This is a genomic window from Bacteroides hominis, from assembly GCF_033042785.2.
Taxonomy (GTDB): Bacteria; Bacteroidota; Bacteroidia; order Bacteroidales; family Bacteroidaceae; genus Bacteroides; species Bacteroides hominis.
In genome coordinates, this window is record NZ_CP178829.1 from 5,121,227 (window position 1) to 5,143,743 (window position 22,517).

General features: G+C 44.8%; 21 protein-coding genes. 8 read left to right on the forward strand and 13 right to left on the reverse strand.

Going from position 1 to position 22,517, the window contains the following annotated elements; all coding sequences use genetic code 11:
• Positions 1 to 6 precede the first annotated feature (6 nt).
• Together phnW and phnX are read right to left on the reverse strand one after the other, a co-directional pair.
• Positions 7 to 1,095, reverse strand: coding sequence for a 2-aminoethylphosphonate--pyruvate transaminase (gene phnW / locus R3O62_RS21575; protein ID WP_005808229.1), 1,089 nt, complete (start codon positions 1,093 to 1,095; stop codon positions 7 to 9).
• Between the two features lie 6 nt (positions 1,096 to 1,101).
• Positions 1,102 to 1,893, reverse strand: a complete 792-nt coding sequence (gene phnX, locus R3O62_RS21580) for a phosphonoacetaldehyde hydrolase (protein ID WP_005808231.1) — start codon at positions 1,891 to 1,893, stop codon at positions 1,102 to 1,104.
• 193 nt (positions 1,894 to 2,086) lie between these two features.
• On the opposite strand from phnX, the gene R3O62_RS21585 reads away from it, so the two are divergent.
• Positions 2,087 to 2,965: a hypothetical protein gene (locus R3O62_RS21585; RefSeq protein ID WP_005808233.1), complete on the forward strand. Its 879-nt coding sequence runs from the start codon at positions 2,087 to 2,089 to the stop codon at positions 2,963 to 2,965.
• A gap of 102 nt (positions 2,966 to 3,067) precedes the next feature.
• On the opposite strand, the gene rseP is transcribed toward R3O62_RS21585, so the two are convergent.
• The 7 genes from rseP to tsaB form a co-directional block, all read right to left on the reverse strand.
• Entirely contained in the window at positions 3,068 to 4,423 is a 1,356-nt protein-coding gene (gene rseP / locus R3O62_RS21590; RefSeq protein WP_005808236.1) for an RIP metalloprotease RseP, read from the reverse strand.
• A 19-nt stretch (positions 4,424 to 4,442) separates the two neighbouring features.
• Positions 4,443 to 5,609, reverse strand: a complete 1,167-nt coding sequence (locus R3O62_RS21595; protein ID WP_032535443.1) for a 1-deoxy-D-xylulose-5-phosphate reductoisomerase — start codon at positions 5,607 to 5,609, stop codon at positions 4,443 to 4,445.
• Positions 5,610 to 5,611: 2 nt separating this feature from the next.
• Positions 5,612 to 6,472, reverse strand: coding sequence for a M23 family metallopeptidase (locus R3O62_RS21600; RefSeq protein ID WP_005821606.1), 861 nt, complete (start codon positions 6,470 to 6,472; stop codon positions 5,612 to 5,614).
• A gap of 66 nt (positions 6,473 to 6,538) precedes the next feature.
• Positions 6,539 to 7,081 (reverse strand): ribosome maturation factor RimM, encoded by a 543-nt coding sequence (gene rimM / locus R3O62_RS21605; RefSeq protein WP_005808241.1) that lies wholly within the window; start codon positions 7,079 to 7,081, stop codon positions 6,539 to 6,541.
• Positions 7,078 to 8,382, reverse strand: a complete 1,305-nt coding sequence (gene murA / locus R3O62_RS21610) for a UDP-N-acetylglucosamine 1-carboxyvinyltransferase (RefSeq protein WP_005808243.1) — start codon at positions 8,380 to 8,382, stop codon at positions 7,078 to 7,080. Before murA ends, rimM begins: the two co-directional genes overlap by 4 nt.
• 47 nt (positions 8,383 to 8,429) lie before the next feature.
• Positions 8,430 to 9,047 carry a DUF4290 domain-containing protein gene (locus R3O62_RS21615; RefSeq protein WP_005781202.1) on the reverse strand — a complete coding sequence of 206 codons (618 nt, stop codon included), beginning with the start codon at positions 9,045 to 9,047 and terminating at the stop codon, positions 8,430 to 8,432.
• Between the two features lie 49 nt (positions 9,048 to 9,096).
• Positions 9,097 to 9,786 (reverse strand): tRNA (adenosine(37)-N6)-threonylcarbamoyltransferase complex dimerization subunit type 1 TsaB, encoded by a 690-nt coding sequence (gene tsaB, locus R3O62_RS21620; RefSeq protein ID WP_005808245.1) that lies wholly within the window; start codon positions 9,784 to 9,786, stop codon positions 9,097 to 9,099.
• 176 nt (positions 9,787 to 9,962) lie between these two features.
• On the opposite strand from tsaB, the gene R3O62_RS21625 reads away from it, so the two are divergent.
• The 5 genes from R3O62_RS21625 (at position 9,963) to nadD (ending at position 15,649) form a co-directional block, all read left to right on the forward strand.
• Positions 9,963 to 11,270, forward strand: coding sequence for a sensor histidine kinase (locus tag R3O62_RS21625; protein WP_032539759.1), 1,308 nt, complete (start codon positions 9,963 to 9,965; stop codon positions 11,268 to 11,270).
• On the forward strand, positions 11,267 to 12,895 hold the full coding sequence (locus R3O62_RS21630) for a histidine kinase (RefSeq protein WP_317472505.1): 1,629 nt from the start codon (positions 11,267 to 11,269) through the stop codon (positions 12,893 to 12,895). The genes R3O62_RS21625 and R3O62_RS21630 overlap by 4 nt, the downstream gene beginning before the upstream one ends.
• A gap of 625 nt (positions 12,896 to 13,520) precedes the next feature.
• Complete coding sequence (locus R3O62_RS21635) at positions 13,521 to 14,399, forward strand: YicC/YloC family endoribonuclease (RefSeq protein ID WP_032539757.1); 879 nt, start codon at positions 13,521 to 13,523, stop codon at positions 14,397 to 14,399.
• A 12-nt stretch (positions 14,400 to 14,411) separates the two neighbouring features.
• The gene (gene gmk, locus R3O62_RS21640; RefSeq protein ID WP_005781211.1) at positions 14,412 to 15,026 is read left to right on the forward strand and encodes a guanylate kinase; all 615 of its coding nucleotides are present in this window, start codon (positions 14,412 to 14,414) and stop codon (positions 15,024 to 15,026) included.
• A gap of 32 nt (positions 15,027 to 15,058) precedes the next feature.
• The gene (gene nadD, locus R3O62_RS21645) at positions 15,059 to 15,649 is read left to right on the forward strand and encodes a nicotinate (nicotinamide) nucleotide adenylyltransferase (RefSeq protein ID WP_005808251.1); all 591 of its coding nucleotides are present in this window, start codon (positions 15,059 to 15,061) and stop codon (positions 15,647 to 15,649) included.
• Here nadD and R3O62_RS21650 read toward each other — a convergent pair.
• Complete coding sequence (locus R3O62_RS21650) at positions 15,621 to 16,676, reverse strand: metallophosphoesterase (protein ID WP_317472506.1); 1,056 nt, start codon at positions 16,674 to 16,676, stop codon at positions 15,621 to 15,623. The genes nadD and R3O62_RS21650 overlap by 29 nt on opposite strands.
• A gap of 101 nt (positions 16,677 to 16,777) precedes the next feature.
• Between R3O62_RS21650 and R3O62_RS21655 the strand changes: the two genes are divergently transcribed.
• Complete coding sequence (locus tag R3O62_RS21655) at positions 16,778 to 17,674, forward strand: 1,4-dihydroxy-2-naphthoate polyprenyltransferase (RefSeq protein ID WP_005808253.1); 897 nt, start codon at positions 16,778 to 16,780, stop codon at positions 17,672 to 17,674.
• On the opposite strand, the gene rfbB is transcribed toward R3O62_RS21655, so the two are convergent.
• The 3 genes from rfbB to R3O62_RS21670 all read right to left on the reverse strand — a co-directional run bounded on the left by rfbB (position 17,671) and on the right by R3O62_RS21670 (position 20,357).
• On the reverse strand, positions 17,671 to 18,810 hold the full coding sequence (rfbB, locus tag R3O62_RS21660) for a dTDP-glucose 4,6-dehydratase (RefSeq protein WP_005821615.1): 1,140 nt from the start codon (positions 18,808 to 18,810) through the stop codon (positions 17,671 to 17,673). The genes R3O62_RS21655 and rfbB overlap by 4 nt on opposite strands.
• Before the next feature lie 19 nt (positions 18,811 to 18,829).
• Positions 18,830 to 19,693: a glucose-1-phosphate thymidylyltransferase RfbA gene (gene rfbA / locus R3O62_RS21665; RefSeq protein ID WP_005781220.1), complete on the reverse strand. Its 864-nt coding sequence runs from the start codon at positions 19,691 to 19,693 to the stop codon at positions 18,830 to 18,832.
• A 172-nt stretch (positions 19,694 to 19,865) separates the two neighbouring features.
• A complete protein-coding gene (locus tag R3O62_RS21670; protein WP_005808255.1) occupies positions 19,866 to 20,357 on the reverse strand; it encodes a metallophosphoesterase family protein in 492 nt (163 codons plus the stop codon).
• 56 nt (positions 20,358 to 20,413) lie between these two features.
• On the opposite strand from R3O62_RS21670, the gene R3O62_RS21675 reads away from it, so the two are divergent.
• Positions 20,414 to 22,489, forward strand: coding sequence for an RNA degradosome polyphosphate kinase (locus R3O62_RS21675; protein WP_122296282.1), 2,076 nt, complete (start codon positions 20,414 to 20,416; stop codon positions 22,487 to 22,489).
• Positions 22,490 to 22,517 lie beyond the last annotated feature (28 nt).

The window sequence follows — 22,517 nt, forward strand, 5'->3', positions numbered from 1 at the left end:
CATTCATTAGTATTCAGTCTCTCTCACAACTTCTACCAAGCGGGCAAAGTCCTCCGGATGTACATCTCCGATGTTACCGATACGGAAAGTATCCGCTTTTGAGATTTTTCCGGGATAGATAACAAATCCCTTAGCTTTCAGAGCAGTATAGAAATCTTTAAAATCGAATCCTGCTTTCGGGTAAAGGAAGGAAGTGATGATAGGCGACTGGATGGCATCATCGAGCAAAGTCTTGAATCCCAGCGAACGCATACCCTCCACCAATACCCGGTGATTCTCGCAATAACGCCGGTAGCGCGCCTCTACTCCTCCCTCTTCAATCAGTTCGGTAAGAGCTTGCTTGAATGCACGCACCACGTGGGTGGGCGAAGTGAAGCGCCATTTGCCATGTCCTTTCTCCATTGTCTCCCACTGGTCATAAATATCGAGTGAAAGTGAGCGGGCAACTCCTTTGCAACGCATCAACTCGGAACGACGGGCAATGATGAATCCAAAACCCGGCACACCCTGGATGCACTTATTGGCACTGCTGATCAGGAAATCGATTCCCAGTTCACTGACATCCATCGGGATACCTCCGAAGCTGCTCATAGCATCCACAATAAGCTTCTTACCATGCATTTTCACGACATGCGCCAACTCTTTCAACGGATTCAGGATACCGGTAGTCGTTTCGCAGTGAACGAAAGCCACGTGAGTAATGTCTGAGTTATTGCTCAGGTAATCGTCCACATAGTCTACCGATACCTGTTCCGTTTCTTCAAAAGCAAGGAGATCATAGTCGATATGATAATATTCGGCAATATTTCCCATACGGTCACCATAAGCACCATTACTGCAAATCAGAAGTTTATCGTTCTTTCCGATGGCAGCACCGATAACTGCTTCCACACAATAAGTGCCGCTACCTTGCAAAAGTACGGAAGTGTACTCCTCCGTATTGCGAGTGGCAATACCTACCAGTTGTTTACGCATTTCCTCCACAATGTGCAGGTTATAATCCTCGTCCCATGTACACCAGTCGGTCATCATGGTTTCTTTTACGGTTTCTGATGTGGTAAGAGGTCCGGGAGTTAATAACAAATAAGGTTTCATATCGTTTTAAGAATTGAGTTTTGAATTAATAGTTTGAATCAGTGCGGGAAGTTCTTCGATGCTACGAATGACGTAAGAGGCTCCCGCAGCCAGCATACGTTCTTTGACTTCGGAGACGCGGGCCTCGAGTTCAGTTTCGGACAGACTGCCGGCCTCCTTCTCAGTAAGTGCCATTTCATTACTGCCCAACACGATTCCCACACTCCATACTTTAGCGTTGACACCTTCTTTGATGTCAGCAATGGTATCACCTACTTTAACCACGGTATCGAGACACGGCACGCCCAGTTTTGTGAGATTCTCGAAAACCATATACGGAGCCGGACGTCCGGCAGGCAGCAGATTCGGAGTAGCACAATAGTCTACACGATAACCTTTAGCCTCAGCCGCAGGTTGCACCACGTCCATCATTTCACGCGTATAGCCGGTAGTAGAGCCTATCTTCAGTCCTTCGGCACGGAGTTTTTCCAAGGTAGGGATTACACCCGGAATAGGATCTGTGTACTCTTTCAGAGAAGCAAAAAGATATTTCTCAAACAGCCGATTCAGTTCCACCACGTCTTCCTCCGTCCAGTCACGCTGATAGCGGGCAGTGAATTGCTCGTTCACTTCGGGCATAGTCAGCAGTTCACGAATGTGCTGAATCTTGGGCAACCCCATCGGTTTGCGGGTTTGCACGACGTCAATCGTCAGCCCTTTTTCGGCAAAGGCCTTGATGAAGGCGGCCACCGGAGCGAAACATCCGTAGTCGACCGCAGTTCCGGCCCAGTCCATAATGATACATTCAATCTTTTTCATTTTATATCTATTTTTCCTTGTTTTTGAATCCGGTGCAAATGTAGGGCATAGCGGACAGAGCAAAAATGAATTTGCAGGATTCATTTCATTTATATTCTGCAGGGTTCTGCTGAAATATTAATGTAACATTCATATCATGATTATATAATCCAAAAGTCATATATTTGCAATGCAAACAACGTGTCGATATACCATGAACGAACTTGAAGAGATATACAAAAGAATAGAATACCTCCGTAACAACGGAGTGAAAATGAAGGAAATAGCCGACTGGATCAATATGGCCCCCAGTGTGTTGTCCGCACTCTATTCGAGTGTACTTCCTGCTTACCTGAATCTGCAAAAAACCAAAACACAGGAAGAGGCACTGGACGAAGCACTGGCTTTGGTGAACAATGTGTCGAAAAAACGCCTGCTTGGCAATCTGAGCGGAATGAAGGAGCGCTTGTTCGACCTGGAACCCGATCAGGAAACAAACAACATGGGAAATACGTTCCTGAAACTCCTGGAAAAAGAAATGCAGGGGTCTGTAGAAGAAGTGTATAATTATAGCGGTACATATCTGAGTTACAGTCTCTCTTCATCGACTGACAGTCTCAAGGCAGAACCCTATCTGATCTGCGCATCAGAGAATAATGATTACGTCAAGGTAGGCATGATCAATGCTTATAAATCGGTACATTGGGGAAGCGGCATCATCAGCAATCATCAAAACTCCTATCTGATGTTCAACGAACGGGAACTGCCACAGTTTGCCATGGTCACCATTTATCTGCAACTGCCACATTATGAATATCCCAACATGCTAAAGGGATTGTATCTATGCCTGGACTACAACCACAACCCGATAGCGCGGAGAATCGTCCTGGTGAAGCAATCGGACAGCACGGATATAGACGCATTTCTGAAAATGGAAGGCAGACTGATTCCCAAAGCGGAACTGACACCGGAAGAAGAGATCTATTATAACTATACATGCCAGGAAGGCGACTACATAAAAACCTGTACAGTACCGTCACCCAAGTTGGATGAATCGGATCTGGAGAGAGAAAAGAAGATGCTGAAAATATAAAAAACTACCATTAACGATAATAAACCACGAGCTGCAAGTATCCGCGGAATAATCACGCAATCACTTGCAGCTCGTAGTTTATTTATAAGATGTTACTTCTGTCTAAAAGAAGAACCTCAGTATATCATTGAAATTTGCCCAAATCAAGAGACCGAACAACAGGATCATACCCGTCATCTGTGCATATTCCATAAATTTATCACTCGGCTTGCGGCGGGCAATGATTTCATAGAACAAGAACAGTACGTGTCCACCATCCAGTGCAGGGATAGGCAAGATGTTCATAAACGCAAGGATGATAGACAGGAAAGCGGTCATGTACCAGAACTGGTGCCAGTTCCAGGTTGCAGGGAAAATACTGCCGATGGTTCCGAAACCACCCAACTGTTTGGCACCCTCCTTGGAGAAGAGATATTTCATATTACCCACATAACCTTTCAACGTCTTCACCCCCAACGCCGCACCGGCAGGGAATGATTCGAAAAAGCCATACTCCTTCTTTATAACAGGAAGAAGCTGATCTGTATACTTATTGATCACTACTCCCATCTTGAAAGCAGAGTCAGTGACCACAGTCAACATATCCGTCTTTCCGTCGCGTACATAAGTCAACGTGATCTGGTGCGGATCGATGCTATCTTTCTGTAATGCTGCTGCATTCTTTCTTCGGTCAGCCATAGCCATCAGGAAGTCCGAATAAGAAATCGACTTTCCATCGAGGGCAATGATACTGTCTCCCTGTTGGATACCGGCCATTGCCGCAGGTGAATTGACCATCACACTGTCTACTACATAAGGATAGCGGAATTCGGCAAAACGAACACTGTCTGCCAACAAACGCTGCATCATATCTTCCGGGATGTATACAGAGGCCTTTTTACCCTCACGCAACACGGTCACCTCACGAGCATCGGCTATCTGACTGAGCATGTCGGGATCATAACGTACAAAGTCCACTCCATCGGCAGACAACAAAATGTCTCCGTCCTGGAATCCCACCGCTTTGGCCGTTTCATTAAAATCCATACCCAACGGAGCTTCCTGTACGGGAATGTATTGATCACCCCATTTAAACAAGATCATGGAATAAATGAACAAGGCCAGGAGGAAGTTGAACAACACGCCGCCTACCATAATCAACAGGCGCTGCCATGCAGGTTTGGAGCGGAACTCCCATGGTTGTTCGGGTTGTTTCATCTGCTCCGTATCCATTGACTCGTCAATCATACCGGCAATCTTGACATAACCTCCCAAAGGCAGCCAACCGACAGCATATTCTGTCTCACTTTTTTTAGGTTTAAATTTGAATAGTGTGAACCAAGGGTCAAAGAATAAGCAAAATTTTTCTACCCGTACTTTAAACAGGCGGGCAAAGAGAAAGTGCCCCCCTTCATGAATGATGACGAGCAAAGATAAGCTCATAATCAATTGCAGGGCACGGATTAAAAATGTTTCCATCAGATTATTTACAATTTATTTATTTACAAATTAATTCACGGGCAATCCGGCGTGCTTCCGCATCAGTTGCCACATAGTCATCATAGGTAGGAGTCTGTACGAAAGATACCTGCCCCATGGTCTGTTCTATCACATCACTCATGCCGAGAAAGCTGATTTCATCACGAAGGAAAGCAGCCACTACCACTTCATTAGCCGCATTGACAATGCAGGGCATATTCCCTCCCCTATACATCGATTCGTAAGCCAAGGCCAGATTACGGAACCGCTTGGTATCGGGTTGCTCAAAAGTAAGGTTCGTACATTTCGAAAAGTCAAGCCGGTCAAAAGACGAGTTGACACGATCCGGATAAGAGAAAGCGTACTGGATAGGCAGACGCATATCCGGCATACCCAACTGGGCCTTTACGGCTCCATCCTCGAATTGTACCATCGAATGGATAACAGACTGCGGATGTACTACCACCTCTATCTGACTGGGATGTACTCCAAACAGCCATTTAGCTTCAATCACTTCAAAGCCTTTGTTCATCATCGAAGCAGAATCAATGGTGATCTTGGCTCCCATTTCCCAATTCGGATGCTTCAATGCCTGCACCTTCGTCACGGTTTTCAGCTGATCCATGGTACATGTACGGAAAGGACCACCGGAAGCAGTCAGAATTACTTTCTCGATCGGATTGCCCACCTCTCCGGCCAAACACTGAAACACGGCTGAATGTTCAGAATCGACAGGAAGAATCGGTGTACGGTATTGCTGTGCCAACTGATTAATCAGCTCTCCGGCAACAACCAGCGTCTCCTTGTTGGCAAGCGCAATCGCTTTTCCGGCACGAATGGCATTCATGGTCGGCTTCAGCCCTGCATAGCCTACCATAGCTGTCAGTACGACGTCAATAGGACCGGACTCTACAATCTGGCATAAAGCGGCAGTACCGGCGTAAACTTTAACAGGCAGATCGCTGAGGGCCTCTTTCAGTTGTACATATTTCTCTTCGTTAGCTATAACCACAGCCTCAGGCAGGAACTTACGTGCCTGAGCTATCAGGAGATCTACCTTATTATAGGCAGTCAGTGCATAAACTTCATACAGTTCGGGATGCTCCTCGATAACCTGTAAGGCCTGTGTACCGATAGAGCCCGTAGAACCTAAGATAGCTATTTGTTTTTTCTTTATCTCGTTCATTATTAGAATACAATGTATTTTTCAGGATTAACCGGCCGTCCTCTGTGCCAAAGTTCAAAATGGAGATGCGGACCGGTAGTGAGCGTTCCGCTATTCCCGACCAGAGCAATTGCTTCACCGCCTTTCACAGTATCTCCCTCACGCTTCAGCAACGAACCGCAATGTTTATAGACTGATACAAAATCCTGGTTATGCTGTACCTCGATCAGATAACCGGTTTCGGCCGTATAAGTACTCAATATGACTGTACCGTCAAGGGTAGCCAGAACACTTTCATTGGGATTAGCGGCAATATCGGTTCCAAAATGTTTCTTCTCAGCATTAAAATGATCGGATATCATACCACGGGTCGGACGATAGAATATCAATCCGTTCACATCGGGCTGAGAAGTAATAGAGGTCAGATTATATTTTTCGGTCTCTTCATATTGGCGACGGAAAGCTTCTTCGCGTTCGGAACGGGCTATCAACGAATCTTCACGCATAGTGGTCAGTGAATCCATTGACTGTACGGTATCCACCCGCACTGTTCCGCTGAAAATATCTTGTATATTCATGATATACATATTCTGACGGTCCACCAGCTGTTGCAAAGAATCCACCCGCAAGGCATTCTCTACAACCTGCGCACGAATATCACTGTTCATATATCCCGGCAAATAGTTGCGTAAAGGGGTGAAAGTGATAATGGCAGCAGCAAACAGGAAAAGCAGGGTCAGAACCGAAAGTAACACGGAAAGCCCGTTCAACTTGGATACATGAAGTCCCACCACCTCTTCGAGCGTATTCTCGTTGATGATAGTGAGTTTGTACTTGAACTTAATATTGTTCCAAAAAGCTTTACTGCGTTTCTTTTTCGGCATTATTATAGGATATAGCGTACAAATGTAAGCATTTCGCTTTACTTGCCGCCTGTTTCTTTATGCTATTTAACTTTCTTCATCATCGCACTCGTCCAAAGACAGCAGGCCCTCGGGCAAATCGACTGTAATGATTTTGTGTTTCTGGTCAATACCGGCTATAAATTCTTCCTGTGCTGGAATCAGCAGTTCATCTCCATCCCGGTCCACCACAAACAAAGTGTTAACGGTAGATGTATCTACGTCTGTCACCTCACCTAAAGCACCGTGGTGAACATCTTCCACCCGAAAACCCACAAAAAAGCTCCATGACAGCTCTCCCGGTTCGGCCTCTTCTACATGCTCCACCGGGAAATAGACTTCCACATTGGTAAACATCCGGGCACGTTCGGCCGTATCCACCCCTTCAAGTTTTACCAAAGCGGTAGAGTCGGACCGAAAGCGGTACTCTTCTATAAAAAAGGGAACAAAGATATCATCCAGCCGGCAAATCAGGTAATCGCAGTCCACCCGGTCAAAAATATCATCCGTAAAGGTAAACGACAATTCTCCGTGGATACCATGCGGTTTATTGAATAATCCGATCTTATATACGTCTTCTCTTCTTATCATATGCGTGTGATTCTGGCTCCGATGGCATTCAGACGCCCTTCAATGTTTTGATATCCCCGGTCGATCTGCTCAATATTATGGATCCGGCTAATGCCTTCGGCACTCATCGCAGCGATAAGCAAGGCGATACCGGCACGTATATCGGGAGATGTCATATTGCCACCCCGCAAAGTAAATCCATGATTATGACCGATAACGACTGCACGGTGCGGATCGCAAAGAATGATCTGGGCCCCCATGTCAATTAACTTATCCACAAAGAAGAGGCGGCTTTCGAACATCTTCTGATGAATCAGCACACTCCCTTTCGCCTGGGTAGCCACTACCAGCATGACACTCAACAAGTCCGGAGTCAGCCCCGGCCAGGGAGCATCGGCAATGGTCATAATAGATCCGTCGATAAAAGATTCGATTTGATAACAGTCCTGAGCCGGTACATAAATATCATCTCCTCTCTGTTCGAGCTTAATGCCCAACCGACGGAAACTTTCAGGAATAATGCCTAAATTCTCGTAAGAGACATTCTTAATGGTTATTTCGCTACGGGTCATTGCAGCCATACCGATGAAACTGCCTACTTCAATCATATCCGGCAATACGGTATGATCCGTTCCATGGAGTTCGTCCACCCCTTCAATCGTCAGCAGGTTCGAAGCTATGCCGCTGATTTTTGCTCCCATCCGGTTCAACATTTTACAAAGCTGCTGCAAATAAGGTTCACAAGCGGCATTATAAATCGTAGTCATCCCTTTGGCAAGCACGGCAGCCATCACTATATTGGCTGTTCCGGTAACAGAGGCTTCATCGAGCAGCATATAAGTGCCTTTCAGCTCTTGTGCCGAAATCTCGTATACACCACGTTCTTCATTATAAGCAAAGTCAGCTCCCAGGTTCTGGATCCCCACAAAGTGCGTATCCAATCGCCGACGACCGATTTTATCTCCGCCCGGTTTGGATATCATTGCTTTGCCAAAACGGGCAACCATCGGTCCGATCAACATCACCGATCCCCGCAGGCTGGAACATTTCTTCAGGAATTCATCGCTCTCCAGATAAGCGAGATCTACATTTTCAGCTTTAAAGCTATATGAATCGACACCTGTCTTCGCCACCGTTACTCCCATATCCCGCATCAATTGAATCAGGTTATTGACGTCCAGAATATCCGGGATGTTATTTACTGTCACTTCTTCGGCGGTAAGCAACGTAGCGCAGATAATCTGCAACACTTCGTTTTTGGCACCTTGCGGATGAATGTCCCCACTGAGCCTGTGTCCTCCTTCGATTACAAATGAAGCCATGTTTTAGGTGATTAGTGGTTAATGATTAATGATAATAATCTCCTTGCTTAGAATTTTCTTCTCTGATTATTATTTCTCTGGTTATTGTTGTTATTCGTACGCGGACGATAATTCTGGGCAATACGTTCAGACATCAAACGCAAAATCTCGTCATCCATCTGCAATTTACCTCCTGAGAATTCAGCCAGATCTTCAGCGATCTTCCGGTCGTCCACCGTATCTTTGTTCCAAGCCATATAATCTTTCTTCATGTGATTGCAGATAAGGGCTACCAGATTCTTCTTTTCGTCCCCTTCCGGAAACTCACATGCCTTTTTAATCAACACTTCCAGTGTACGGCCATAGTGGCGATAACGGATCTTAGTGCTCGGATAAGGAATCGAATCGGGTTTCGTCACCAGATTGTCCTTGCGGATAATCTCGTAAGGATAGTCTATATCCAGCTTAAAGTCTGACATAATGGCCAGATGATCCCACAGCTTATGTTTGAAATCGGGTACATCTCTCAAATGAGGAAACATGTTACCCATGATATTGATAACGGTATTGGCACAACGCTGGCGTTCGGAACGGTCTTGTATAGTCAATGCAAAATCGACCATATTCTGGATACTGCGCCCATATTCGGGCAGCGGCATTCTTTTCTGTTGAGTATTATACTGCATGTAGTTAAATTTTAATTTGAAAATAGAAAATCCAAAGGGTTGAAAAGTATCAAAGTAACTTCTTGGGTTGGGAAGCCACAAACTCTTTCAGATAGAAGGGCTCAAAATAAGCCACATCTTTATAATCATTAATAGCAATCGCTTTTTCGGCAAGTGGAAACATCATCTTTGCCAATGGATGGATGTCGTCAATAAAATGCGCGTTGGGATGCGTAATCTTTTCACGGCACTTTGCTGCTCCGTTCCCAAAGAAATAAACCGGGTGCTTCTCTAAAAACTCAAGATAAGAATTTTCGTCTACAATGTCGGCTGAAATCTCACGCCTCACATTCAGCGCACGGTCGTATATAGCCGCATATACCTCCATTCTCCGGGCATCGATCATCGGACAAATCAGTGCGTCTTCGGGCAATTCGTGATAAAGCAATACCGGTACACTCAGTACCTCCAGTGTAGGAATACCGATTAACGGGACATTGCGCCCGTAACAAATGCCCTTTGCCATTGAAACACCGATACGTAATCCGGTATACGATCCGGGACCGCAACTGACAGCAACCGCATCCAACGGAATAGCATGACTATCGATGAAAGACAATGCTTCATCTACAAATACTCCCAACGAAACGGCATGTGAAGGCCCCTTAAGGTCCTCTTTCACAAAAATATTCTGCCCATCTTCACTCACAGCTACCGAACAAACAGCGGTAGAGGTTTCAATATGTAGGATACACGACATAATAATCAGATTATTAAATTGACGCAAATTTACATGATTATTTTCAGATTACCGCACCGAGATATAAATAAAGCGCATTTCCATTCAAAATCATTGCATTAAATTAAGTTTTTGCGTACTTTAGCAGACTATTTTATACAAGCAAAAGATAAATATAACAAGTTTTAAAATTAGAGATGAAACAGGCATGCTACTATATAATGCTGTTATTATTTGTAGAGTTGGCAGGTATCCCGACGACCGTACAAGCTACAGAATCAAGCGAAACGAAGCATTTTGCCGTTTTGTCAAATGACAGCCCGGCAGAAAAGTACAGTGACTACGGTACATCTGCAAAGGGGAAGTTCCTTCCCGACAGTTGTTACCTGTCACTCACTCAAGCACAAAAAGAAAAAGCACTCGCACGGCATGACTCACTAATCCGCAGCATAGAAGCAGGAAAAGCTCCGGAAAACATCAACATCGTCGAAATTTACCAGAACAGAGGGCATCTGTTGCGTTGTCTTCACCGATATAAAGAGGCTTGCGCAGCCTACGACCGATCAATGATCGTTTCCGACTCACTAATTAAGAAAGAGTATGGTGCACAGGTCGACTCCCTCCGCCAGAAACATGATGTAAATACATTATTACTTGAAAAAATAAATTTGCAGTCAGAAAAGCGTCAGGTAGCTTTCATCTTTGCTCTATGCATCTTGTTCATAGCTATCTGCATCAGCTTATATTACTACCAGACACTGGCCAAGACTCAAAGACTTCAAAAAGAGGTATTGCAACAGAGCATCAAAGCACAGGAGAGCGAAGAGGTGAAAGCATCTTTTATCAAATCCATCTGTCACGAAATACGTACACCACTCAATTCTATCAACGGCTTCTCCGAAATATTAAGCGATGATTTCTCTACTCCCGAAGAACAAAAGGATTACCAGCTTATTATTCAGGAAAACACCCGTCTGCTCACCTCACTGCTCCATAGCCTGGTAGAAGTGGCCAATCTGGATAGCCTGACAGCAAGTCTCACACTGAAACCTATAGAAATAAACCACTATTGCCGTCTCGAAATGCAATATCTGGAAGAAACGGAAGGAAAACCGGAAATAGATTATCAACTCAATTTACCGGAGAACGATTATAAAGTCTATGCCCACCCGCAATATCTCAGCTTATTGCTCCGGGCTTTGCTGAACAACGCCAATAAGTTTACGACTCAGGGGTTCATCAATCTCAGTTGCCGGAAAGACAGCAGACGGAAGATGCTGATGGTCAGTGTTACAGATACGGGATGTGGAGTACCGACGGGCAAGCACGAATATGTTTTCCGGCGCTTCACCAAACTGGATACTTTCAGGCAAGGAAGCGGATTGGGACTTTACCTTTGTAAACTGATCATCAGGCACATGCAAGGAGATATCTACATTGACAAGACGTATACGAAAGGATCCCGCTTTATATTTACCCTACCGATGGAGAACGCTAAGAAATGAAAAAGAAATACTACATCTGGACTATATTGCTATTCATTGTAACAATATCCCAAGCCGCCCCTTCGATCAAGGACAGTTTACAAAACATACTGCAAAAAACGAAAGAGCCTACTCAACGTGCCGAATTACTAATCAATATATTAGACCTGTCCGATTCCTCACCCGATGAATTGGAAATCGCCCGGAAACTTTATTCCGAAGGGAAGAAAGCGGACGATAAAATGGCCATCGGCGCATCTCTCAGCACACTCACCATTCACTATATGCAGGATCCGGAAAAGAAAGATTCACTAACCCTTCTGCTGAACGAAGCAGAAAAGCTGCTGGAAAACTCAGATGAAGAGGGACTTGCCACCTATTACAAAATGACTTATAAAGCCCGGCTCCTGCAACTTGCTCCCCGGGAAGAAAGGATAAAAGTCTGCAACCGGATACAGCAGGAACTGAACGACCGGAAAGAGTCGGAAACGCCTTATGAAAAGGCCGAACGTCTATTCCTCACCGGAGTGATCCATTATCTGTTAATGGCTATGACCGAAAATATAGATTATAAAAATGCCCTCCCCTATTGGGAAGAAGGATGGAATTTGGCAGAGGGTTTTCCACCTACTGCCCGCAAAAACTTTACAGGCAATCTATATATCATGCTAAGCGTGAGTTACCGCAGTCTGAAAGACAGCAAACGCCTGATGGAAGTATCTAACCAGTACTTGCAAAGACTGGATGAATATTTCAGTCGGGAAGATGTAATCCGCCGCCGCCCTTACTTCTACAAAAACAGTTTATATGTGCTGTGCTACCAGCAACTGATGCTAAACCATCAATTGATAGGGCGACAGAAAGCACATGAATATTATCTGCGTTATTGTAACTATGTCCGTCACGGAAAAGGAGATGCCCTGTTACGCAATAAACTTTTTTTCTACGATTTAAGTCAAAGTTATTTCAGTAGTCTGGGCGAATATCCACAAGCACTCGCCTTTTGTGATTCACTGATCCAGATGGTAGAAACCGGTAAGGCTATCAATACGGCCTCGGTGACGCACTATAAGACCAAAGCCAAATTACTCCGGGAAATGGGACGTGCCGAAGAATCCTGTCAGGTTTACGACCGGGCTATGTTTCTGGCCGATTCACTGACCCGTAAAGAACAACTCGGCGAACTTGGAGAAATACAGGTAAAAAATGAAGTCGCACAACTGGAACTGGAAAAAGCGGACATTATTACCCGAATCAGGAACATTGCTTTTTACAGTACCATCCTACTGACTTTCGTTGTCATCGGCTTTACTGTTTATCTTTCAATCAACCTGAAACGTACCCGCAAACTACAAAAAGAGTTGCTGCGCCAGACCCAAAAGGCTCAGGAAAGCGAACGAATGCAATCGAACTTCATCCGGTCGATGTATAACGATGTGCACATTCCTCTCAATCACATCAACAAACAGACTCAACTGATAGTAGGCACTTCACTTTCGCCCACCCAAAAGGCAGAATGTTCGGAACAGATAAAAGAGAGCTGCCAGCAATTGACTTCGCTATTGGATGAAATACTCGAAAAGGCTTACCACGAAAGTTCGGCAGAAGCAAAAGATGCTCCGCCGGACCACGACTCTTTCATTTAACAACCGCCTTCCTTGCCCCCCCACAAAACCCTCCATTCGCACACAACGATGCGGAAGCAGTGCTTCGTTGTTTCTTTTTTAAGAAAGAATCCGGCCGGCTATTACCGGAGAAGTGTAGTAGATTAACCATTGTCATACAACTCTTTATCCCAGCCCCCATACCTGGGCTGATAAGCCCACATACCCGGGCTGATGAGCCCGCATACCCGGGCCGATGAGCCCACATGCCCGGGCTGAGATAAAGATCCGACCATTTGCACTAAAGAGAGTAAGGGAAATGAAATGCTTTTAGAGAGATTAACGGATAAGAAATTGGACATATCCATTTGTTTTCCAAACCGTTACTGCTGAAATATCCCCTAAAACAGCGGGTGGAAGATGGAAGATGGGGGTGGAAGATAAATGGCATAAAAACCGCATCTTTCACCAATATACACATCTCACAATCAACGATATGCACTCTAAAAGGTGGAAGATGGAAGATCGAAACGCGTTTTTTGTATGGGAGGAAGACGGTTGTTAAATGAAAGAGCCGTGCCGCCCGATTAAACAAAATGTCTTTTTTATCCATTTACAGCGGTTATCTTAAAATTATCCCGTATTTTTGCACAAAACTTTTGGTAATATGATACAATCCATGACGGGATATGGCAAAGCAACTGCCGAACTTCCCGATAAGAAGATTAATGTAGAGATAAAATCGCTCAATAGTAAAGCGATGGATTTGTCGGCACGAATCGCACCGGCATACCGTGAAAAAGAGATGGAACTCCGCAATGAAATTGCACGTGTGCTGGAACGTGGAAAAGTTGACTTCAGCCTCTGGGTGGAAAAGAAAGAGTGCGCAGAAGCCGCCACTCCCATCAACCAGGTATTGGTAGAAGGATATTATAACCAAATCAAAGCTATCTCCGAAAACCTCCACATTGCAGTACCCACTGACTGGTTTCAGACTCTGCTCCGCATGCCGGACGTGATGACACGTACCGAAACACAGGAGTTAAGCGAGGAAGAATGGGGAATAGTATATGCAACCGTCAAAGAAGCTGTTTCACATTTAGTAGATTTCCGTAAGCAGGAGGGTGCCGCCCTTGAAAAGAAGTTCCGTGAAAAGATTGAAAACATTCATCGTTTACTTGAATCGGTAACACCTTATGAAAAAGAACGGGTGGATAAAGTTAAAGAACGAATCACAGATGCGCTGGAAAAAACACTGAGCGTAGATTATGATAAAAACCGTCTTGAACAGGAACTGATTTACTACATCGAGAAACTCGACATCAATGAAGAGAAACAACGCTTGAGCAACCACCTGAAATATTTCATCAGTACCCTTGAAAACGGTAACGGACAAGGTAAAAAGCTGGGATTCATCGCTCAGGAAATGGGACGTGAAATCAATACGCTCGGCAGCAAATCGAATCATGCTGAAATGCAAAAGATTGTGGTACAGATGAAAGATGAGCTGGAACAGATCAAAGAACAAGTGCTGAATGTGATGTAACAACGACAGATTATGAATTTAACAGAAAGAATAACTACCCCACCTCAAAAGGGTGAAGCCAAAATCATCATCTTTTCTGCTCCTTCCGGATCGGGCAAGTCGACAATTATAAATTATTTGTTGGGCCAGCAGCTGAATCTTGCATTCTCCATTTCAGCTACCAGCCGTCCGCCACGAGGAAATGAAAAGCATGGAGTAGAATATTTTTTCCTCACTCCCGACGAATTCCGCCAGCGCATTGCAAACAATGAATTTCTGGAATACGAGGAAGTTTATACCGATCGATTTTACGGAACTTTAAAAGAACAGGTAGAGAAACAGCTTGCTGCCGGCCAGAACGTAGTGTTCGATGTAGATGTGGTGGGCGGTTGTAACATAAAAAAATTCTATGGTGACCGTGCACTTTCACTTTTTATCCAGCCCCCTTGTATCGAGGAGTTACGTCGCCGCCTGATCGGGCGTGGCACAGATGCTCCCGAGGTCATTGAGAGTAGAATAGCCAAAGCCGAATATGAACTAAGTTTCGCTCCGAAATTTGACAAAGTAATCATCAATGATGACCTGGCAACAGCCAAGGCACAGGCATTAAAAGTGATTAAAGAGTTTCTGGGTATCGATGCGGAATAAGATCTGTGTTCTCTTATTTGTGATTATAGCATATGGAAAAAACTAAAACCGGAATCTTCAGCGGCTCTTTCAACCCGATACACATCGGACACTTGGCACTTGCCAACTATCTGTGCGAGTTTGAAGGGCTGGATGAAGTTTGGTTTATGGTCACTCCGCACAACCCCTTCAAAAAGCAAGCAGATTTATGGTCTGACGAGCTGCGCCTGCAACTGGTACAGCTCGCTATTGAAGGATATCCACGATTCCGTGCATCCGATTTTGAATTTCATTTACCTCGTCCCTCCTATACTGTCCACACACTCAACCGTCTGAAAGAAGTATATCCCGAAAGGGAATTCCAACTGATTATAGGCTCTGACAACTGGAAAGTATTTGACCAATGGTTCGAATCGGAACGTATTGTCTCAGAAAATAAAATACTCGTTTATCCTCGTCCCGGTTTTCCGGTAGATGCCTCACAACTACCCCCGAACGTACACTTAGCGCATTCTCCGATATTCGAAATCAGTTCCACCTTTATCCGTCAAGCTCTGGCTGCCGGAAAAGATGTGCGCTATTTCCTTCACCCGGCTGTGTACACGAAAATCAAAGCTATTCATTCCGCAAACGATGTAATGTAATCATCACAATTTCGGCCGGTGCTCCAATACGGATATTCTTGTTTGAAGTACCGATCCCATTGGTTACAATCATCGGAATTTTAGCTGAATTATATTTCAATCCTGTCAGGAACCGACTGCCATAATGCGAAGGAATGATGGGAGCATAGCCCAAAATACGTACCTGCCCTCCATGCGTGTGTCCGGCCAGCACCAGATCAGAATTAGCGACAGACACATCTTCGGCATAATCAGGAGTGTGTACCAACAGAATCACAAAATCGGCCGGAGAGAGGGACAGAGTAGGAGAAACACCGTTATTGGCAAGATCAAACGGGTTACGTACACCGGCCAGAATAATCTGCTCACCATTGCGCCTCAACGTGTCAAGCTGATGTTCAAGAGGGCGCATGCCATAACGCTTCATTTCACGGATAATCTCATCATGACAACGTTCATAGTCGTTATTTCCCATCACACCATAAGTACCCAACGGTGTTTTCACTTTAGCCAATGCCGCAAAAAGTTCGGGTACAAACTGACACCCTTCCTGATAATCACCTCCCATCAACAATACATCGGCATGCTGTGCGTTAAGCAAACGTACCAGACTCTCCAGCCCTTTCTCCTTGAAAAGGCTTTTATAATGCAAGTCCGAAATAAAGGCGATACGGAAACCATCAAAGGCTTCGGGAACATCACGATGGGTGAACTCGTATCTTTTCACCCGGTCGATCCCCGGATAAACAGAAGATACACTGACAGCAGAACTGGTGATATTTGTTCCCCGGGCTACAACAGGCGGAATCGAACGCGTTATCCCGGAAGAGGCAACCTGCCCCTTTTCCGCTGCTTTCCGTCTGGCAGAAAGTTTTTTGAGTCCGGAAGTATCAGGAGCGAACAACCGGGCCACTACATCGGAGCTGTCCGGACGAATGGAATCGGTATTCAATACCGGACGGGCAATCGGAGAAACCAGGTTTTTCTTTGATTTACAGGACGAAAGCAGCAATAAAAGTGCCGCCAATAAGTATATTGTTTTCTTCATATTCTCTAATATCAGGAGCGCAAAGATAGGCAAAAAAGCAAAAATATACATTTTTTTGCCCTATCTTTGTTCTCTTGAAACGAATTATATAGAAAAAGAGAATGGAAGAAGTAAGACGGAACTCGTTACAGGCATGGATACTTGCTGCCCGTCCCAAAACATTGGCAGGTGCCATTACCCCGGTAATGATTGGTTGTGCATTGGCTTATGCCGACGGAAAATTCAGTTGGATACCGGCATTAATCTGTTGTTTGTTTGCCGGCTTAATGCAGATTGCCGCCAATTTTATCAACGACTTATTTGACTTTCTGAAAGGTACCGACCGGGAAGACCGCCTCGGTCCGGAACGTGCTTGTGCACAAGGCTGGATTTCGGCGAACGCCATGAAGAAGGGCATATTCATAACAGTAGCCCTCGCCTGCCTGATTGGTTGTAGCCTCCTATTATATGGCGGCTGGGAATTGATCCTTGTAGGTGCGCTATGTGTATTATTTGCTTTCCTGTATACCACAGGTCCTTACCCGTTATCCTACAAAGGATGGGGAGACGTATTAGTCATCGTGTTTTTTGGTTTTGTCCCGGTAGGAGGTACTTATTATGTACAGGCCCTCAACTGGACACCGGACGTTACGGTTGCTTCATTGGTGTGCGGACTGATTGTAGATACATTACTGGTAGTTAATAATTACCGGGACCGGGATGCCGACCGGAAAAGCGGGAAAAAGACGGTTGTAGTTCGTTTCGGTGAACCTTTCGGAAGATATTTCTATCTGTTGCTCGGCATCATAGCCGCCTGGCTCTGTTTCTGGTTTTTATTCAGCGGACATTTATATGCGACTCTCCTGCCTCAGTTTTACCTGTTTTTTCATATCCGGACCTGGAGAAAGATGGTACAGATACACAGCGGTAAAAAGCTAAACAGCATATTGGGCGAAACTTCGCGAAATATGCTGTTTATGGGGATCCTATTATCAATAGGACTGATTATAAACGGTTAACGTTTGCTATACATCCGTTCGTAATATTTCTGATAATCACCGCTGGTAACTTCTTCTACCCATTCCTGATTATTCAGATACCATTCAATTGTTTTCACAATGCCCACCTCGAATTTCGTTTCGGGATACCATCCCAAGGCATTGGTGATTTTCGTCGGATCGATAGCATAGCGCTGGTCATGACCCAGACGGTCCTTTACAAACGTAATCAAGTCTTCATTGATCCAGTCAACCGAGATTTCACCATCGGCATTCTTTTCTTTCTTCTTCAATACTTCACGATATTCGGGATGTTCCGACATCAGGCGGTGAATCGTCGCAATGGTCAACTTCACTATCTCAAGATTTGTTTTTTCGTTATGTCCACCCACATTGTACACTTCACCTTCCAGTCCTTCACGAACTACCAAATCGATAGCCTTGCAATGATCTTCTACGTACAGCCAGTCGCGCACATTGCTGCCATCACCGTACACCGGAAGTTTCTTGCCCTCAAGAATATTCTTGATAATAAGCGGAATCAATTTCTCCGGGAAATGATAAGGACCGTAATTATTTGAACAGCGGGTGATGGTCACCGGCATCTTATACGTATCATGATAAGCCATAACCACCATATCGGCACTGGTCTTCGATGCACTGTAAGGGCTATGCGGACAGAGTGGAGTTGTTTCATGGAAATACCCCTCAGCCCCCAGCGAACCGTAAACTTCGTCGGTAGATACCTGATGATAGCGTACTCCTTTACGCCAGGTAGGATACCCGTATTCATCCTTACCGGTCACCCATGCACGACGTGCCGCATCCAACAGGTTTTGTGTTCCCAAAATATTGGTCATCAGGAACAGTTGAGGATTCTCAATGCTACGGTCTACATGACTTTCGGCAGCAAAGTTAACTACATAGTCAAATTTATACTCACCAAAAAGACGGTCAGCCAGTTCACGATCACAAATATCACCTTTTACAAAAAAGCAACGTTCGTTATCAATGTCGTTTGCAATTGTTCCGAGATTTCCGGCATAAGTCAGTGCATCGAGCACTACCACTTTGATATCGCTGTGTTTAGCCAGAATATACTTCAGATAATTGGCACCGATAAATCCGGCAGCACCGGTTACAAGATAAGTTTTCATATTCTTTATGATTGATTTATTAATTTGCTAAGTCTATCAGATATTTACCGTATTCGGTTTTTCCCAACTTCTCGCCCAGAGCTTTCAGTTGGGATGAAGAAATCCATCCGTTACGCCAAGCTATTTCTTCAATACAGCTCACATAAAACCCCTGGCGGTTCTGAATAGTGGCTACAAAGTTGGATGCCTCAAGCAGGCTGTTGCAGTTTCCCGTATCCAACCAGGCAAAACCGCGCCCGAAAAGTTCCACTTTCAGCGTTCCCTCACCGAGATATAATTTATTCAAATCAGTTATTTCATATTCCCCCCGAACAGAAGGTTCCAGAGCAAGTGCCTTTTCCGTCACCGTGGCATCATAAAAATAAAGTCCGGGTACCGCATAGTTACTTTTAGGTACAGCCGGCTTTTCCTCTAACGAAATCACCTTTCCACTTTCATCGAACTCCACTACTCCGTAAGCACGAGGATCTTTCACATAATATCCAAAGATACAAGCTCCCTTCTCAAGAGTAGCCGCCCGGCGAAGCATGGCTGAGAAACCCTGCCCATAAAACAAATTATCTCCCAATATCAGGCAACCCGGTTCGCCATCCAGAAAGTCAGCTCCCAACACAAAAGCCTGAGCAAGTCCATTCGGCTGTTCTTGCACCCGATATGAAAAGGACATTCCAAACTCCTCACCGGTACCCAGAAGTTCACGGAACAACGGCAGGTCACGGGGAGTAGAGATAACCAGCACTTCCCGTATTCCGGCCAACATCAATGTAGAAAGCGGATAGTATATCATCGGCTTGTCATACACCGGCATCATTTGCTTCGATATGGCTTTTGACAGCGGATAGAGTCGGGTGGCACTGCCACCGGCAAGAATAATTCCTTTCATATTTTGAACATTATGAGTTACGGGCTACAGATTACATACTGTAATAAACAATACATAAGTATCTCGCACAGTTACTTGTAATTTGTAGCACATTGCTTATGGCTTACATCTCTCAAACCTGTGACAAAGAACGGAAAGAAATCTGACGTGACAAAATAAAAATACAAATTTATTAACCGGCCAGTTCAATCACTTCCAAATCCTTGAACACACCATTATCTATGGCAAAACGGACCATTGTACGTACTTTATGAAATCCGGACATTCCCGCAGCACCGGGATTGATATGAAGCATGTCCAGTGTCTTATCATATTTTACCTTTAATATATGCGAGTGTCCGCTGATAAACAACTTAGGTGGATGCACCAATAAACTTCCCTTGACAGACGGGTCATAATTTCCAGGATATCCCCCGATGTGCTTCATCAGCACTTCGGCACCGTCCACCGTAAAACGATTCACCTGAGGAAACATCCGGCGAATTTCCTGCCCGTCAATATTACCATACACAGCACGGAAAGGGCGGAAAGCCGCCAATTTCTGCGCTACCTCCACTGAACCAATATCTCCGGCATGCCAGATTTCATCGCAAGTTTCAAAATATTGCAAGTATTTTTCGTCCCACCAGCCGTGTGTGTCGGACAATAAGCCAACTTTTGTCATACTTTCTTTGTTTATCTCTGCAAAGGTAACTATATTTGGGCAAACCTTATATGCAAATGGGAAACAAATACCAATACTTTAAGAGAGATATCAGTTGGCTGTCATTCAACTACCGGGTACTTCTGGAAGCTGATAACGATCGATTGCCACTCTACGAACGTATCAATTTTATCTCTATTTATTCTTCCAACCTGGAAGAATTTTATAAAATCAGAGTAGCCGACCACAAAGCTGTTGCCTCCGGCGTAACAGAAGGATCAGAAGAATCTCAGCAATCAGCCAAGGTTTTGCTGGAAGAAATCAACAGGGAAGTGAACCGGCAACTGGAAGACCGTATCCACATTTATGAAAAGAAGATTATACCTGCATTACGCAAAAACCATGTCATCTTTTACCAAAGCCGTAACGTTGAGCCTTTTCACCAGCAGTTCGTAAAAGACTTTTTCCGCGAAGAGATATTTCCCTACTTGCAACCGGTACCGGTATCCAAAGACAAAGTGATCTCTTTTCTACGCGACAACCGGCTCTACCTGGCTGTCCGCCTGTTTCTGAAAGACACAAAGAAAGAAGATGCCAACCATTTGCAATACTTTGTAATGAAACTGCCATATAGTAAAGTGCCCCGTTTCATCGAACTGCCCAAACATGGGAAATATTATTACCTGATGTTTATCGAAGATATTATCAAAGCCAATATTGGTGTCATCTTCCCGGGCTACGAAGTGGACTGTAGTTATTGCATCAAGATATCGAGAGATGCCGACATCATGATAGACGATACCATCAGCAGCGTCGATTTGGTGGAGCAAGTAAAGAAAAAGATTAAAAAACGCAAGATAGGTGCCGTATGCCGTTTTGTATATGACCGTGCCATGCCTGACGATTTTCTGGACTTTCTGGTAGATGCCTTCCGAATCCAACGTGAAGAGTTGGTACCGGGAGACAAACATCTGAATCTGGAAGACCTGCGCCATCTGCCCAATCCCAGCCATTCTATTCCCCGGATGGAGAAACCTGTACCGATGAAACTGAACCGGCTGAATGATAAGGAGTCTATTTTCAGTTACGTAGAAAAGAAAGATCTGTTATTATACTACCCTTACCACTCTTTCGACCATTTCATTCATTTCCTTTACGAAGCCGTGCACGATCCCGAGACCCGGGAGATCATGGTGACGCAATATCGGGTAGCGGAAAATTCGGCTGTCATCAATACCTTGATTGCCGCGGCACAGAATGGCAAGAAAGTAACGGTATTTGTAGAACTCAAAGCCCGCTTTGATGAAGAAAATAATCTTGCCACTGCCGAAATGATGAAAGCCGCCGGCATCAATATCATATATAGTATACCGGGACTGAAAGTTCACGCCAAAGTGGCCCTTATACGTCGCCGTAGTTTCAACGGAGAAAAGATTCACAGCTATGCTTACATCAGTACCGGCAATTTCAACGAAAAGACAGCAACGCTATATGCGGACTGCGGATTATTCACCAGCAATCCGGTCATCGTACATGACCTTACCAACCTCTTCCGTACCTTGCGCGGTAAAGAAAATCCCAAGTTCACCCGGCTGCTCGTGGCCCGTTTCAATCTGATTCCCGAACTAAACCGATTGATCGATAAGGAGATCGAACTGGCCGAGAAAGGAAGAGGCGGCAGGATTATTCTGAAGATGAATGCCTTGCAGGACCCTATCATGATTGACCGACTCTATGAAGCGTCACAAAGGGGTGTAAAAATAGACCTAATTGTGCGGGGCATTTGTTGCCTGATCCCCGGACAGGAATACAGCCGTAACATACGTGTCACCCGTATTGTAGACAGTTTCCTGGAGCATGCCCGCATCTGGTATTTCGGTAACGCCGGACATCCCAAAGTATATCTGGGTTCACCCGACTGGATGCGCCGAAACTTGTACCGGCGAATAGAAGCCGTGGTGCCTGTCCTCGACAGTGAATTACGGGAAGAAATCGTCGACATGCTGCATATCCAGCTATCAGACAATCAAAAGGCCTGCTTCGTTGACGAAAAGCTGAATAACATATTCAAATTCAAAGCAAGTGCTGCACCGGTCAGGGCACAGTATACCTTTTATAATTACCTTAAAGAGAAGAATGAAACATTTCTGTAACATGTATGACATTTCTCTGCAATACGAA

Excerpts from the sequence above, each read along its gene's own strand:
- R3O62_RS21595 (WP_032535443.1), bottom strand. The coding sequence starts at position 5,609 with ATGAACGAGATAAAGAAAAAACAAATAGCTATCTTAGGTTCTACGGGC.
- R3O62_RS21625 (WP_032539759.1), top strand. The coding sequence starts at position 9,963 with ATGAAACAGGCATGCTACTATATAATGCTGTTATTATTTGTAGAGTTG.
- R3O62_RS21585 (WP_005808233.1), top strand. The coding sequence starts at position 2,087 with ATGAACGAACTTGAAGAGATATACAAAAGAATAGAATACCTCCGTAAC.
- R3O62_RS21675 (WP_122296282.1), top strand. The coding sequence starts at position 20,414 with ATGGGAAACAAATACCAATACTTTAAGAGAGATATCAGTTGGCTGTCA.
- phnX (WP_005808231.1), bottom strand. The coding sequence starts at position 1,893 with ATGAAAAAGATTGAATGTATCATTATGGACTGGGCCGGAACTGCGGTC.
- R3O62_RS21670 (WP_005808255.1), bottom strand. The coding sequence starts at position 20,357 with ATGACAAAAGTTGGCTTATTGTCCGACACACACGGCTGGTGGGACGAA.
- tsaB (WP_005808245.1), bottom strand. The coding sequence starts at position 9,786 with ATGTCGTGTATCCTACATATTGAAACCTCTACCGCTGTTTGTTCGGTA.
- rimM (WP_005808241.1), bottom strand. The coding sequence starts at position 7,081 with ATGATAAGAAGAGAAGACGTATATAAGATCGGATTATTCAATAAACCG.
- rfbB (WP_005821615.1), bottom strand. The coding sequence starts at position 18,810 with ATGAAAACTTATCTTGTAACCGGTGCTGCCGGATTTATCGGTGCCAAT.
- gmk (WP_005781211.1), top strand. The coding sequence starts at position 14,412 with ATGAATTTAACAGAAAGAATAACTACCCCACCTCAAAAGGGTGAAGCC.
- R3O62_RS21635 (WP_032539757.1), top strand. The coding sequence starts at position 13,521 with ATGATACAATCCATGACGGGATATGGCAAAGCAACTGCCGAACTTCCC.
- R3O62_RS21630 (WP_317472505.1), top strand. The coding sequence starts at position 11,267 with ATGAAAAAGAAATACTACATCTGGACTATATTGCTATTCATTGTAACA.
- R3O62_RS21650 (WP_317472506.1), bottom strand. The coding sequence starts at position 16,676 with ATGAAGAAAACAATATACTTATTGGCGGCACTTTTATTGCTGCTTTCG.
- R3O62_RS21615 (WP_005781202.1), bottom strand. The coding sequence starts at position 9,047 with ATGCAGTATAATACTCAACAGAAAAGAATGCCGCTGCCCGAATATGGG.
- R3O62_RS21600 (WP_005821606.1), bottom strand. The coding sequence starts at position 6,472 with ATGCCGAAAAAGAAACGCAGTAAAGCTTTTTGGAACAATATTAAGTTC.
- phnW (WP_005808229.1), bottom strand. The coding sequence starts at position 1,095 with ATGAAACCTTATTTGTTATTAACTCCCGGACCTCTTACCACATCAGAA.
- murA (WP_005808243.1), bottom strand. The coding sequence starts at position 8,382 with ATGGCTTCATTTGTAATCGAAGGAGGACACAGGCTCAGTGGGGACATT.
- R3O62_RS21655 (WP_005808253.1), top strand. The coding sequence starts at position 16,778 with ATGGAAGAAGTAAGACGGAACTCGTTACAGGCATGGATACTTGCTGCC.
- rfbA (WP_005781220.1), bottom strand. The coding sequence starts at position 19,693 with ATGAAAGGAATTATTCTTGCCGGTGGCAGTGCCACCCGACTCTATCCG.
- rseP (WP_005808236.1), bottom strand. The coding sequence starts at position 4,423 with ATGGAAACATTTTTAATCCGTGCCCTGCAATTGATTATGAGCTTATCT.
- nadD (WP_005808251.1), top strand. The coding sequence starts at position 15,059 with ATGGAAAAAACTAAAACCGGAATCTTCAGCGGCTCTTTCAACCCGATA.